14 protein-coding genes are annotated in these 14,650 nt (G+C 36.5%); 6 read left to right on the forward strand and 8 right to left on the reverse strand.

Annotated features, from left to right (window positions below; genetic code table 11):
- The first annotated feature begins 24 nt into the window (after nt 1-24).
- Nucleotides 25-1,239 (forward strand): DUF2075 domain-containing protein, encoded by a 1,215-nt coding sequence (locus tag EKM63_RS08000; protein WP_125705464.1) that lies wholly within the window; start codon nt 25-27, stop codon nt 1,237-1,239.
- A gap of 43 nt (nt 1,240-1,282) precedes the next feature.
- Here the strand turns inward: EKM63_RS08000 and EKM63_RS08005 are convergent, their stop codons facing one another.
- From EKM63_RS08005 to EKM63_RS08020, 5 genes are all read right to left on the reverse strand, one after another.
- Nucleotides 1,283-1,867: an Ltp family lipoprotein gene (locus EKM63_RS08005; RefSeq protein WP_125705466.1), complete on the reverse strand. Its 585-nt coding sequence runs from the start codon at nt 1,865-1,867 to the stop codon at nt 1,283-1,285.
- 159 nt (nt 1,868-2,026) lie between these two features.
- Nucleotides 2,027-2,185, reverse strand: coding sequence for a hypothetical protein (locus EKM63_RS11325; RefSeq protein ID WP_153494340.1), 159 nt, complete (start codon nt 2,183-2,185; stop codon nt 2,027-2,029).
- A 100-nt stretch (nt 2,186-2,285) separates the two neighbouring features.
- Nucleotides 2,286-3,059, reverse strand: coding sequence for a TerC family protein (locus EKM63_RS08010; protein WP_125705468.1), 774 nt, complete (start codon nt 3,057-3,059; stop codon nt 2,286-2,288).
- Nucleotides 3,060-3,395: 336 nt separating this feature from the next.
- Complete coding sequence (locus EKM63_RS08015; protein ID WP_125705470.1) at nt 3,396-4,565, reverse strand: iron-containing alcohol dehydrogenase; 1,170 nt, start codon at nt 4,563-4,565, stop codon at nt 3,396-3,398.
- 218 nt (nt 4,566-4,783) lie between these two features.
- Entirely contained in the window at nt 4,784-6,148 is a 1,365-nt protein-coding gene (locus EKM63_RS08020) for an Nramp family divalent metal transporter (protein ID WP_125705472.1), read from the reverse strand.
- 232 nt (nt 6,149-6,380) lie between these two features.
- Between EKM63_RS08020 and EKM63_RS08025 the strand changes: the two genes are divergently transcribed.
- Nucleotides 6,381-6,848 (forward strand): hypothetical protein, encoded by a 468-nt coding sequence (locus EKM63_RS08025; protein ID WP_125705475.1) that lies wholly within the window; start codon nt 6,381-6,383, stop codon nt 6,846-6,848.
- Nucleotides 6,849-7,004: 156 nt separating this feature from the next.
- On the forward strand, nt 7,005-7,604 hold the full coding sequence (locus EKM63_RS08030) for a hypothetical protein (RefSeq protein WP_125705477.1): 600 nt from the start codon (nt 7,005-7,007) through the stop codon (nt 7,602-7,604).
- 58 nt (nt 7,605-7,662) lie between these two features.
- Here EKM63_RS08030 and EKM63_RS08035 read toward each other — a convergent pair whose 3' ends face one another.
- Together EKM63_RS08035 and EKM63_RS08040 are read right to left on the reverse strand one after the other, a co-directional pair.
- Nucleotides 7,663-9,282, reverse strand: coding sequence for an ABC transporter permease (locus EKM63_RS08035; RefSeq protein ID WP_125705480.1), 1,620 nt, complete (start codon nt 9,280-9,282; stop codon nt 7,663-7,665).
- Complete coding sequence (locus tag EKM63_RS08040) at nt 9,275-10,204, reverse strand: ABC transporter ATP-binding protein (RefSeq protein ID WP_125705482.1); 930 nt, start codon at nt 10,202-10,204, stop codon at nt 9,275-9,277. Before EKM63_RS08040 ends, EKM63_RS08035 begins: the two co-directional genes overlap by 8 nt.
- Before the next feature lie 196 nt (nt 10,205-10,400).
- Between EKM63_RS08040 and EKM63_RS08045 the strand changes: the two genes are divergently transcribed.
- Both EKM63_RS08045 and EKM63_RS08050 read left to right on the forward strand, forming a co-directional pair.
- A complete protein-coding gene (locus EKM63_RS08045) occupies nt 10,401-11,003 on the forward strand; it encodes a TetR/AcrR family transcriptional regulator (RefSeq protein ID WP_125705484.1) in 603 nt (200 codons plus the stop codon).
- Nucleotides 11,004-11,087: 84 nt separating this feature from the next.
- A complete protein-coding gene (locus EKM63_RS08050) occupies nt 11,088-12,275 on the forward strand; it encodes an NADH-dependent flavin oxidoreductase (protein WP_125705486.1) in 1,188 nt (395 codons plus the stop codon).
- Nucleotides 12,276-12,553: 278 nt separating this feature from the next.
- On the opposite strand, the gene EKM63_RS08055 is transcribed toward EKM63_RS08050, so the two are convergent.
- Entirely contained in the window at nt 12,554-13,783 is a 1,230-nt protein-coding gene (locus EKM63_RS08055) for an RNA-guided endonuclease InsQ/TnpB family protein (RefSeq protein WP_125705616.1), read from the reverse strand.
- Nucleotides 13,784-13,977: 194 nt separating this feature from the next.
- Between EKM63_RS08055 and EKM63_RS08060 the strand changes: the two genes are divergently transcribed.
- The gene (locus EKM63_RS08060; RefSeq protein ID WP_125705488.1) at nt 13,978-14,565 is read left to right on the forward strand and encodes a hypothetical protein; all 588 of its coding nucleotides are present in this window, start codon (nt 13,978-13,980) and stop codon (nt 14,563-14,565) included.
- Nucleotides 14,566-14,650 lie beyond the last annotated feature (85 nt).

Consider the following 14,650-nt stretch of genomic DNA (forward strand, 5'->3'; position numbering starts at 1 on the left):
GGCCTTTTTTATTTGGAGGAGAAAATGTTAGATTCAGTTTTACCAGATAAAGATCTCACCAGTCAACAGCAAATTGTTTTTGAAAAAATTCTCAATTTTTGTCAGGATAATTTGGCCAAAAACCAAAAGGGAGTCTTTCAATTGAATGGCGATGCTGGGACTGGGAAAAGTGTCATTTTGACCAAACTATTCTTGACCTTGGAGCAAGATGCCAAGAGGGATGATTCAGACTTAGAGGGAACTAACAATTACTTTCTAGTCAACCATCCTGAACTATTAAAGGTCTATCAGGACAATGCTGGCTATTATCCAGAGCTTCGGAAAAACCGTTTCTTACGTCCAACCACATTTATTAATCAAATGCATAAAAAGAATAAATCAGCTGATATAGTGGTGATTGATGAAGCTCATTTATTGTTGAGCGAGAGTGATAATTACAACAACTTCACGCAGAAAAATCAGTTAGAGGAAATCATAAAGCTCAGTAAGGTAGTTATATTTGTCTACGATGAACGACAAGTTTTGAAGCTAAAGAGCTATTGGAAACAAAATGTGATCGACGAATTAGTTTCTAAAACTGGTGTTAAGTACGGAAAAGATACACTGAAAGTCCAAATGAGAATGAGAGCTCCGGAAGATGTCATCAACTGGATCGACGATTTGACCAATGATTTTAAATTGGATTCTATTAAAATTACGCAAAGTAATCATGATTATCTCGGAGGAATTGAAGGAAATTATGATTTTCGAGTTTATCAGGATGCGGAGAAGATGTATAAAACTCTCAGAGAAATGAATTCAAAATATGGCCAGTCTCGAATTGTTTCAACGGCTGATTATCCATCAACTTTAGATGGGAAAAAACATTACGTTAATGAAGGAAATTTTCATTTGCCGTGGGACCAGTACAATTATGACAGTGTCACCTGGGCTCAAAAAGAATCCACCATTGATGAAATTGGTTCAATTTATACAGTCCAAGGATTTGATTTGAACTATGTGGCAGTGATCATGGGACCTTCAGTGAAGTATGCGGGCGATGGGAAAATTAAGATAGATGTTTCAGAGTATGAGGATCAAGAATCATTTAAGAAAAGGCACGATAATGATGTTCAAGATTTAGATACGGTTAAGCAACAGATAATTTTGAATTCAATGAATGTCTTGTTGAAACGTGGAATAAAAGGACTATTTGTTTATTTTCATGATGGAAACATTTTTGACTATTTAAAAAACTAAAAAAGATTCGAAAACACTATGTCTTCGAATCTTTTTGCGCTATCTAGCTGTTTAAATATTGAATTGCATAATTTGCTTCCTCAGGTGTAAAACCTTCACCGTATTCAGATGTAAGTTGATCTCGGATTTCTTCGGGACTCATATCCATTTCTTGATAGTTTTTGGCGGTCGCCAGTGCATTGGCATTGTAGTTCACATTCAAATTATCAACAGCATATTGGGCAGCCTCTGGAGAAAGATTTTCGCCATAAGCTGAAACCAGTTGATCGTAGAGTCCTTTTTTGGACATATGTAACAATTCTGAATATGATCTAGCTTCTTCTAGCGCTCTTGTATATTCTGCTGGAACAGAATTTGTGGGTTGAGTAGCAGTTGTATCAGTTTGAACGTTATTATCTGATGTTACTGAAGTACTTTCATCAGGTTCGCTAACAGGTTTGGTTTCGATTTTGTCTTCGGACTTTCTGTCTTCTTTAGTAGGTTTCTTCTTATCAGATACTCTGGAAATTTTTTCAGCATGGTTCTTTTTGCTAGTATTCTCATTTTGACTTTCACTACCACATGCTGTTAGTGATAATAGGGCAATTAAGGAAATTGCAGCAATTCCAATTAACTTTGATTTCTTCATTTAAGTAGGTTCTCCTGTATCTTGTTTTCTTAAAATTATTGTCAAAGTATATCATTAGGTTGCTAACAAGAACTGAATTATATTCAGTTATACAAACATTGGTAGGTATAGTTATGAATGATTTGTTCAAAAAAAAGACCCCAATCAGATGGGTGTCATTTATTGTTCATGTAAGTTGTATTTTTGTTCTTTCAATTGTTTACGTATCTTTCGTTTTATTTGTTCCGAATTGCTTCCTTTAATTATATTACGCACAATTGCTTCTCGTTTTTCTTGAGAATTTACAATAATTGTGTCGCTTATTTTATGTGTTGTCATTATCGTCAATCCTCTCATTTCTCTTATTATCGCAACAGTAACAAATTGCAGACAACTTAGCAAACTAAAAATCCCAACGAATTAATCGTTGGGATTATTTTTATTCTTCAGCTTTTTGTTTCTTTTTAACGTTAATGTGGTGAATAACCAATGTAACAATAATTGCTCCGACTAATACGAATACGAACAATATATTAGGGATGTGAATATTGATCATTGGAATTGATAGGAAAAGCTTGATTGCAATGAACAGGATCAAGAAATATGCCATTCCTTGTAATTCGGGAATTTTATTCATAAAGCTCATGATTACTTCGGCGATACCTCTCATTGCCAAAATTCCGATCATACCACCGATCAATACGATTACTGGGTTTTCGGAAATTGCCAATGAAGCCAAAACTGAGTCGATTGAAAAAACTATATCCATTAATTCGATTGAAATAACAACTTGCCAGAATTGTGAAATATGAATATGCTTTCTCCAACCTGTAGGTTCTGGTCTAGTTTTTGGTGCTTCAACTTTTTTATCTTTTTTACGGTCAAAAAAGAAGTATTTAACTGCCAAATACAATAGATACAAGGCACCGATTGCCTTTATCCACCAGAAATCAATTAGGTAGACTCCAAGTCCAATTACGATGAATCGGAAGATATAGGCACCGATCAATCCATAAAACAATGATTTTTCTTGTTGAACTTTGTCGGGCAATGATTGAGTTTGAGCAGCCAAAACTACGGCATTATCGACGGATAGAATACATTCCATAACTACCAACGATAAAATTATTAGCCAGTCACTACCGGATTCTATAACAGTTTTCCAGTTGTTCAAATCAAAGAATGGACCGTACATATTAACTAGTGCATTCAATCAGAATATTTCCTCACTTTGTTTTTTTATTTTGTTGTTAGAGATGAATTATACATGATTCACTAATTTATATCTAACATTTGTTTATAGGAACATGATACTAGATTTTTGGATTTATTGGGGGAGTTTATGGTAGATTTTATAAAATTTTATTGGTGTTGTTATGGATTTATTCCTTTGAACTTATATGTGGCTGACTGTTCACTTGGTTATAGTCGAAACGAGCAAAAGCACACTGACTTCGCAATATAACTACAAAAATAGGCACATCCACTTCGTGGCTGCACCTATTTTCTACGTTATATGAGAAGTCAAATGCGTGTGCTTTTGCTCTCTCTATTTTTCATCATATGATTTCTGGAACAAATCGATAATATCTTGTTTTGTTCCTTTACGTGGGTTAGAGAATGCATTTCCGTCTTTCAATGCGTTTTCTGCCATTAATTCGAAGTCTTCTGATTTTGCTCCGATTTCTTTGATTGAACGTGGGATACCTACATCATCGGCCATTTGTCTCATGGCTTTGATTGATAATTGTGCGGCATCTCTTACTGATAATCCTTCAGTATTTTCACCCATGATATCTGCTAATTCTGCGAATCTTTCTGGGCAAGCTACGATGTTATATTCCTCAACGATTGGTAGTAAGATTGCACAACATACACCGTGTGGTGCATCATATTGTCCACCTAGTTGGTGAGCCATTGCGTGTACATAACCTAAGTCGGCATTGTTGAAGGCCATTCCACCAAGCATTTCGGCTTGGACCATGTTTGAACGTGCTTCGACGTTGTGGCCATTTGCTACGGCTTCTCTCAAGTTTGATTCTACTAATTGAATTGCTCCAACACATTGTGCATCTGTGATTGCATTACGGTTAGTTGAAACATAAGGTTCGATTGCTTGAACGAATGTGTCCATACCTGTTGCGGCTGTGAGTTTTGCAGGCACATCTAACATCAACATTGGATCGTTGAATGATACTAGTGGAATATTTCTCCATGAAACCACAACGAACTTCAAATGTGTTTCTTGGTTTGTGATAACACAGTGTCTTGTAAGTTCTGAACCTGTTCCGGCAGTTGTATTTACGGCCATCAATGGTGGCAAAGCGTTTTCCAAAGTTTCGATTCCGGCAAGTTTTGTGATGTCGTCGCCGTTTGTCAAGATAATACCAGTACCTTTACCAGTATCATGAGCAGAACCACCACCAACAGTGATAATTCCGTTACAGCCATTTTCCAAGTATACTTTTTTAGCTTCTTGGATATTTCTGATTTTTGGATTTGGTTCAACACCATTGTAAACTGCGTAGTCTACGCCAGCTTCGTCAAGTGATGCTAATGTTTGTTTAACTGGTCCGTTATCAACACTTTCCAAAAATTTATCTGTTACGATCATAACCTTTGTCATATTTAACATTTTGGCACGTTGGCCAATTTTTTTAATAACACCTGCGCCGAAAAAGTTAACACTAGGCATTAGGAAATCGAAGTTTTCCTTCATAAAAAATCACTCCTCGTTTTTGAATAGTTCAAGTTTAATCATTCATGAAAGCAATTACAATTAGATTATTATTTTTGTGACAAAGTGAGCAATATTTTGTAATTTTGAAAAGAATAATCCAAATTAGCCAACTTTTACTTGTAAAAATGGCAAAAAAATAAGACATATTTTTATATGCCTTATTAATTAATTATTAAATTGAATTATTTATGTTTACTTTATGCACCTGGAACAAGTGTTGTGTAAATCAACCAAATGTTCAAGATGGTTAGTATAACAGCAATTACATAACCAAGCCATTTCCAGAAAGTTCCATTTTTAAATTCACCCATCAGTTTTTTATCACTAGAGTACTTAATTAATGGGAATATTGAGAATGGTAAAGCCACACTCAAGAATACCTGTGAAAGTGTTAGTAATTGTTCGATTTTTGCTTCATTACCATTGTAGATCAAGGCAAATGCGATAACTGGAATAATTGAAAGCAAACGAGTAATTACACGTCTTGCCCATAGCTTCATCTTCATGTGGATGAAACCTTCCATAACAATTTGTCCTGAAAGTGTACCAGTAATTGTTGAGTTTTGACCTGATGCCAATAAGGCAACGGCGAACAATGTACTCAATAATGGGCTGGCAACAGAACCGGCAACTTTAGGATTTTGTAGGGCATTGTATAAGTCAACGAAACGTCCCAAGTCACTCTTTGTACCGTAGAACAAAGCTGCACCAAGTAGTAATAGCAATGTATTAACGATGAAAGCTAATGTTAATTGAATATTTGAATCCCAAGTTGAAAATCTGACTGCTTGATGGATACTTTTTGGATCATTGTGGTCATATTTTCTAGCCTGTGAAATTGAAGAGTGAAGATACAAGTTATGAGGCATAACTGTCGCACCAACGATACCTAATGAAAGGTAAAGCATACTTTGGTTTTGCAAGATAACTGGATCAGGAATGAATCCAACGACCATTTCACCCATGTTTGGTTGTGCAAGGATAACTTCATATAAGAAGACGACCAAGATAACCATGATCAATGCTGCAACGATAGCTTCGATTTTTCTAAATCCAAGCTTCATCAATACCAATAATAGTAGAACATCAAATGCGGTGATTATAATACCAAGTAGAATAGGTATGTGGAACAGCAATTTTAGAGCAATCGCAGAACCAATTATTTCGGCAATATCTGTCGCCATAATTGCTAATTCAGTAATTATCCAGAGAACAAATCCTCCGGCTTTACTAGTGTTTTCTCTAGTAAGCTGAGCCAAATCTTTCCCCGTTACAATTCCAAGTTTTGCGGCCATGTATTGTAGCAACATCGCAATCAAACTTGAAATCAAGATAACTGTAAGTAGCTTATATTTAAACTGAGCACCACCGGCGATAGATGTGACCCAGTTACCAGGATCCATGTAACCAACAGCAACTAGTGCTCCTGGTCCACTATATGCAAGTAGGGTTTTGAAAAATCCTGCATTAGTTGGTACGTCAACAGTGTTATTTATCTCTTCCAATGAAGGACCGTTAGCGTAATGGATTAGGCCTTCGTGTTTTTCTTTTTTATCACTCAAGCTTATTTCCCCCTTTTATTTTCTCTGCATATAATACCACTAAGTGAGAGGTTATTAAACCGGGGAAACAATAAAATTAGGCACACTTAACAAAATGTCCATATAGTATATATATCCTGTTATATTTTTAAAAATATTTATGAATATATTGCTTCAATAATTGACCATTATCAATTGAATTAGAGTGGATAGTAACTTACAATACAGGTACAAGAAAGGAACGGTGGAGATTATGGATGGAATTATAATTTTTATCGATGTCGTGTTCCTAGTTGGTGCCATTTTTAGCATTTATTGGCAATCTCAAATTGAAATCCGGGCCACATACAGGATTTCAGCTTTGATTTTTGCCGGAATTGTTGGCGCTTGGTTAATGATTACCCCAGTTGACCGACTACCTTATATATTCATGGTGGCAGAGTTTGTAACTTTGACGATCATGAACGGTGTAGGTGGTATCGGAAATAAGAAAATTATTTTGAGCGGATTTTATTCAGGAGTTTTAGACTACTCACAAATCGTTCATGTCACACTGATACCAATACAACTACCAGGAAGAAACGAGCGTGTTGCGGTTATTTTCAATACCAACCGACCACAACAAATCGAGTTAAATTTTAAGAGATCATATAAGGAAATTGAAAAATTCCTTGAAGATAAGCTTTCAAAAGATGTTCAAGTTGAGATTGGACAAGTTTAGAGAAAAGAATGAGACGAAGACGGTGATACGATCACCGTCTTTTTTGTTATAAAATTTTCCATAATTTCCATAAATAATTAAAAAGTGCTTTTTCTATCTATTAATCCTATTCTGTTTATAATCAGTGTCAATAACCAATAGGGGGTTATTTTAAATATGAAAACAGTAAAGAAATTCGGAGTAGTGTCATTAACTGTTTTGGCACTATTATCCTTATCCGCATGTGGAAATCACAGTGCTAAGAGTTCATCCGGCGATTCCACAAAGACAGAAAAAGTAAGTAAGAAATCTGACAAAAAGAAGTCAGATAAGAAGAAAACTGACAAGAAGAAAGCCTCAGGGGAAAGCACAGCTAGTGCTGAAAAAGCAGGGGCTCCAACACAATTAGCAAAATCAAATATCACGACTGCATCAACGGGCTCAGCCTCAACTAGAGCTGCTGCAACAAGAGTAGCAAGCCCAGTGGCTAGAAGCTCGTCATCGGCTAGAGAAAGTGATCCAATCACATCTGTAGGTTTGGCAAAGAGTTTAATGGAACACGCCATGGCATCAAATCCTGGTACATTTACAGGCTATGCTGTACCTGGCGGATATGAAGTTGAATCAACTGGCGATTATATGCATGATGGACCAACTTTCGTGAAGTATAACGGAGACGTCGTATATTCTGATGGTACTGGACAATCATACAGTAGCTTGTCTGCACCAGATGGTGCTCAACAGTTACCATGGGATCACGTTGCTGATAATAAATAGATAAATAGAAAACAAAATACCTTCCACGTTTAAATATGGAAGGTATTTTTTATGTATGCTAATTGGCTCCATTGATATCACGATTGACATATCCGATGTATCCAATAATGATAAGTACAAGTCCTATCAACATTTGCCACCAGAATGTTCCTGGATCCAATGTATGAAGAGGTACTTTAGGGATGAACCCAAATGGGGTTATTTTGTCGACCCATTTTGGTAAGTCGATAAGTTTTCCAAAATATCCAACAAACAATGCTACTAAGACATATGCGTAACTTAAGTTTGCCAATTTTGGAGCGAGACCGATCAAGGCAACGGCGATTCCCAACATGATAAATATTGGTGAGATATATCCGTAAAATCCCCGCATGAATATATCTAATCCAATTGGATGTTTCATTGAGTAGACGCCACCTAGTTGTAATCCCCAAATACTAGTAAATAATGCTAGGTATGTTGTGAATAAGGCAAGGATAAAATTATTGGTGAATAGTCTGATTCTGCCAACTGGTTTTGCGTGGATCATCTCAAGATATCCTTTGCTTTCACCAGTTTTAAGGTAGTTGATGATTTGAATTCCAGGTATCATTGCTAAAACTCCAAAGACTATCATTAAGGCAGCAGCGAATTCTTTGATGATACGAACGTTAGCTGAACGTAAGGCATCAGGACCTAAAATAGTAGCGATGGTAGGATTAGTTTTTAGCAAGTCGCCAATTGTATTGAATATTGATCCGTAAGTGAATCCGAGGACCATTAATCCAATGACCCAGACGATGATACTAGTTCTGTGCAATCTCCAGAATAAGCCTAGAGTTCCGTTTAAAAAGACCGAAGCGTGGGCACGTCCAGGACGAGTGGCGATTATCCCAGCACCCATATCACGTTTGGAGTTGATCCACATTGCTAGTGCAGACAAGATGATCGATAGTCCAAGCATCAAGAAAACTGGTGTCCAGTTGTTATCCTTATAGATAGAAAACAGTTCGACCCAGCCGAATGGTACCCACCAAGTAAGTTTTGGACGGGAAACATCAGTCGACATTCTGGCGATGTACATTATTCCTAAAACTAGATAGGACAACATTGAAGCAGCACGAGCGTTATCGACTAATTGTGCTAAGAATGCTGCAATTGAAGCAAACATCAATCCAGAAACTCCCAAACCGATTCCCAGCAGGAAGTCGCCATTAATGTCGGTTCCATGCAAGTTGGCCGTTATTAATCCAATTGAATAAAGCAGACCTATTGATATGTTTACGATAAATACCTCAATCAGTGTAGCGGTGAGATTTGAAATCTTTCCAACTGAATGTGCACGGATTATCTCGAGGATTCCAGTATCTTCATCTGATCTGGTATTTTTAATAACTATCGAAAAATTCATGATTGCTGCCATGATTGCCATAAAGACGGTCATTTCGGATGCAAAAACATCTGCGGTCGTGTAGGGACCACTAGGCATTTTTCCAAAAAGGGCAGTCATTGCTGGTGATTTTAGTGTTGAAACAATTGTGTCAATTGAAGATTTTGTTCCATATAAGCTAGTGAACTTGGCAGCGACTGAAGTGAATAATCCTGCTAAAGCTACCGTCCAGATTACTAGTTTTAGCCAGTCCTTTTTAAAACTGAATCTGGTCAGGAATCCAGTTTTTGCAAAAACACGGTTACTCATTTTTTACACCACCTTTTGTATTCTCATCTGTGTTGTAATATCTCATAAACAAGTCTTCAAGTGTTGGTGGAGTTGATTGTAAGCTGACTATTTGTTTGCCTGCAAGATAGTCCATGACTTCCGTCATATGATCAGAGTCGACTGAGAAAGTTTGTAAACCATTTGCTTGTGTAACGACGTTATGGACTCCGGGCATGCTGCCCAATTCAGGAGCAGGATCAATGGTCTTGAATTCAATCACAGTACGAGTCAAGTGTCTCATTTCAGCTAAAGTACCCGTCTCAACGATTTCACCTTTTCTGATGATTCCAATGCGGTCACACATTTTCTCAACTTCAGATAAAATGTGACTGGAAAGTAAGACTGCTTTACCTTGTTTTTTGAGCTCCAATACAGATTTTTGGAAATACTCTTCATTTAGAGGATCCAGTCCTGAAGTCGGCTCATCAAAAATGTAAAAGTCAGCATCAGTCGAGAATGCGGCAATCAAAGCAACCTTTTGGCGATTACCTTTTGAATAAGTCCTGGCTTTTTTAGTAGGATCAAGTTGGAATCGTTTGATCATATCGTCGGTTTTCTGCGAATGCATACTACCGCCTAGTTTCAGGAATAGGTCGATAATTTCGCCACCTGTTAGATTAGGCCAGAGATAAACGTCACCGGGAACGTACGCTAGACGCTTGTGGATCGAGACAGAGTCTTTGAAAACATCTTGACCAAAGATAGTAGCTGTACCACCATTTGCACGCAGAATCCCTAATAAAGTTCTGATGGTAGTTGATTTACCAGCACCGTTTGGCCCAATAAATCCAAATACTTCCCCAGGATAGACATCAAAACTAACATTTTTTAAAGCTTCAAATTTTCCAAATTTCTTTTGTAAGTGATCAATATGTAGGACAGGTTCATTTGTTTTCGTCATTGTTAAAATACCCCCAAAAACTGAAATATTCTTCTTGAATAGTTCATTATTTACTCGTATATTATAGCCATAGATAAGCGCTGTCAACGCCGAAATCTTGGGAAAGTGAACTAATTTATCGCGTAATTTATGGAATGCCTATATCACACAATAATAACTGAAATATTTTTGGAAAATTATTTTGGAGGTGGTCATTTTGAATGGAAATGACAAACGAAAAAAGCTAAAGAAACAGGATATTTTAGATGCTGCTACAGCCTGCTTTATGGAAAATGGATACAAAAAAACATCAGTCGCTGATATTGCCAAAGCTGCGAAATCATCTCAAGTTACTTTGTATAAGTATTATGAAAGTAAAGTAGACCTCGCAAGAGCCGTTGTTATGGAAATGGTGGTCGGAGGTTACGCTCAATATGACAAGCAGCTTGACGATAGTTCCAAGTCTTTCATGGATAAAATGCAAGATATGATGGTCGACAGTGTAGATATTTCAGATAATATCAGCAATGATTTTTTCAAGTTCATGGTCGATGAGTTTCAAGGGCGCAACGGCGATACGAAAGTAATGCATAAATATAATAATTTGAAATTTGGATTTTGGAAGAAACTATTAGATCAAGGACGTGCCGAAAATGTCGTCAGCAAAGATATTTCTGATAGTGGGGCAATGATCTATCTCGATATGTATGTTGATTATGTTATGAGACCTGATGGCGTTGCTTTTGAAAAAGCTGTTGAAATGAAGAAACACGAGAAGGAACTGGTCCATCTGTTCTTCTACGGAATTATTGGAAAGTAATCAGTTGATAAGTCAAACCAAATATTTCACAAACGAATTTGTTAGCGGTATCATAATTCTTGTAAATAGATGGAGGGAATATTTATGGCTGATTATAAATTTTTGGAACCATATACTTTTGCAAAGAAAGGAATCACTGTAAAGAATAGAATCGTGATTCCACCAATGACAGAAATGATGAGTTTTTCAAATGGTGAAGTTACACGAGATGAATTAAGATACTATCGTATTCATACTGGTGGTGCAGGGATGTTTATTACTGCTGTTGCTAACGTTAACGATGAGGGTAAAGGATTCGAAGGCGAATTAAGTGCTGCAGATGATAAATTTATTCCTAGCCTAGCTAGTTTGGCTGATGCAATTCATAAAGATGGAACAAAAGCCATTTTACAAATTTTCAGTGCTGGACGTATGACATTCAAATCAGTTTTACGTGGCAAACAACCTGTAAGTGCCAGTGCAGTTACAGCTGTTCGTAGCAATTCTGAGGAACCAAGAGCTTTGAGTGAAGACGAAGTTGAACAAACAATCAAAGACTTCGGTGCAGCTACTAGACGTGCCATTCAAGCTGGATTCGATGGTGTCGAGATCCACGGTGCCAATACATATTTGATCCAACAATTCTTCTCACCACATTCAAACCGTCGTGATGACAAGTGGGGTGGCAGTCTCGAAAAGAGAATGAACTTCCCATTCGCAGTTATTGATGAAGTTCAAAAGACAATTGACGAGTATGCTAAGACTCCATTCATCATGGGATACCGTTTATCACCTGAAGAAGTTGAGAAGCCAGGTATTACTATTGAAGATACATTGGCATTTGTTGATGCAATCAAGAACAAACCTATCGACTACTTACACGTTTCAATGGGTGATGTATGGCGTAAGTCATTGAATGACAAATCAATTACAAAACCACTAAATATTTCAATCAAAGAACACTTAGGAAATGACATTCCATTGATTGGTGTTGGTGATATCCAAACACCTGCTGATGCTGAAAAGGTTCTTGATAATGGAATTGAATTCGCAGCTATTGGTCGTGAAAGCCTTCGTGAACCAAACTGGGTCCAAAAAGTCGAAGCAGGAGACGAAGATGCAATTCGTTACACACTTTCAATTGAAGATCATGATTCACTTGGATTGTCAGGAACATTCTGGGAATTTCTATTGCAAGCATTCAGACCTGGATTACAAATCAGTGTCGACAAGACAACAGACAGATCATTATTCAACAATGCTTTGGACAATATTTTTGCCGGAGCTAAATAGATTATTGAAACACTCAATATTTGTTGGGTGTTTTTTTATATTGGATTATATGTTCGCTTGTAAAGAAATATCTATTAGATTAAAGTTAAATCGAGGTGAGGGATATGTCAACTACCTCACTAAAGTAGGAGGCTTGTAAGAACTAATGTAACTTATTACGTTAGCATCACAATTTACCTAGATACACCGTTGCCTAGATATACCGAAGTATTCTGGGTCTTACATAGCAATTACCAAGGTCTTTATAGTCCGCAAGTTGCCAAACGGACTGAACAATTTTATATGGCTTTAGCTAATATGTTTTTAGCCGCGTTGTGATCCCGAACATGATATTGATTACAGTTGGGGCAAGTCCACGTTCTATCAGAAAGAGTTAATTTTTCTTCACCTTTCATCAAGTAACCACAATGTGAGCATGTTTGAGTTGTGTTCTTTGGATCAACCGTAACAAAAGTTTTCCCATACACTTTCGCCTTGTATTCAAGCATTTGTAGGAAGGTTCTCCAACCAACATCACTGATGCTCATAGCTAAAGCATGATTTTTTAACAGGTTTTTACTTCTTAATTCTTCAGCTACTACCAAATCGTGGTTCTTGATGAGTGCAGTAGACGTTTCATGTAAGAAGTTATTTCGTCGATTACTAACTTTATTATTTAACTTAGCAACGAGTACTCGTTGCTCTTGATAGTTTTTTGAATCACGTAGAGAGCGATGTTCCTTCTTCGCCCTGAGCTGTTTTCTAGAAAGAATTCGTTGTTGCTTTGCAAGTTGTTTCTTATTTTTTCTGTAATATCTTGGGTTATCTACAACGTCTCCATCGGAAGTAGTTAGAAAATTTTCAGTATTAAGATCAATTCCAATGGGATTTCCTGTAATATTCAATGTCTGTACAAAAGGAGAGTCAGATGCCAATTGAAGTGAAATATAATAGTTTCCAATTGAGTCCCTAGATACAGATACTGTCCCAATGCGAATACCAGAATGTTCTACCATCAGTCGTGTATGACTTCCAGATATTCTGATACGACCAATCAGGGAAACATTCAGATGCTTGTTATCAACAAACTTGATGTTCCCATTGAACAAGGAGGGTGTTGAAACTTTTGATGAGTACCTGTTAGGTAACTGGAAACCACCAGAATACTGTTTCCTGTGAAATTTTGGAACGCCAGAAGAATGGACATTTCTAAACATTTTCCAAGCAGCTTTGTAACTTCTGATAGCCATACTTGTTACATCAGTTCCAACATTGAACTGGTGTAGCCAGGAGTGTAAGGCAAATAAGTATTTTGTGCTTTCCTTACGTTTTTTTAAATAGTCTATTCGGTTTTGTACTTGTTTGATGTACAGTTTACATTTACGAAGTTTATATAACTCTTTATCAATAGCAACCATTTCGTTGTAAGCAAACTTAGAACCATTGATGTTGTGTTCAATGATTTTTTTCTGCTTATCTGAAGGGTAACATCTAACTTTTAAGCCATAATGGTACTGGTATTCCATCATTGATTTACGCAAATTTCACCTTTTCTGATAAACAGTTTCGAATAAGTTACATTCAATATATATATCATAACAATATACGAACGTACGTTCAATAAAAATAAAAAAGAAGTAATACAAACTTTAGAAAGGAACTCTCATAAAAAGATAAGGAAACCTAGAATTTTAATGCTGGGTTTCCTTATCTTGAGACTCTTATGAAAAAATCATTGATTAGTGCATTTGCAGGATTATTAATTGCTTCAACTATCGGCGTTGTCACTCCAACTTTGGCAAAAGCTGATACAAGTACTAAAACACCACTGGCACAGACAACGATTACCGTGCCACTTTCAATAGATGGTGATCAATTTATCCACTTTATGATCAAAAAAGATATTCCGGTTTATTCTCCTAAAGGGATGGACTTGAAGATGTTCGCACCTGTCGGTAACAAATCTTATGACGTTTCGACTGATAACATTATCAAACAAGCTGACGGTTCGTACTTGTATCCGATCAACGATGGAAATCAGTATGTAAAATCAACTGACGTTGAGCAAGCTATGAATGGAGAAATTCCAACTAAATATATCGTTTCTAGTTTTGAAGATATCATTCATACTAAGAACTTGATTGGAATTCCTCTTTACGATAAAAATTTAAATATTATTGAATATGCTGCCTTACCAGCCGATTCATACTGGTATACAAACGGTAGTATTTTTAACCAAAACACAAATGAGCTATTCTATCGTGTATCTACGAATGAATATGTAAGTTCTGTTGATATTACTACAAAATAATTAATAAAAAATCCTTTCATTAATAATGAAAGGATTTTATTTTTTAGAGTATGATTATAGTAGAAATTAAATAATTGATTTACGT

Origin of the sequence: Companilactobacillus mishanensis (assembly GCF_003946505.1) — a bacterium.
Lineage (GTDB): Bacteria > Bacillota > Bacilli > Lactobacillales > Lactobacillaceae > Companilactobacillus > Companilactobacillus mishanensis.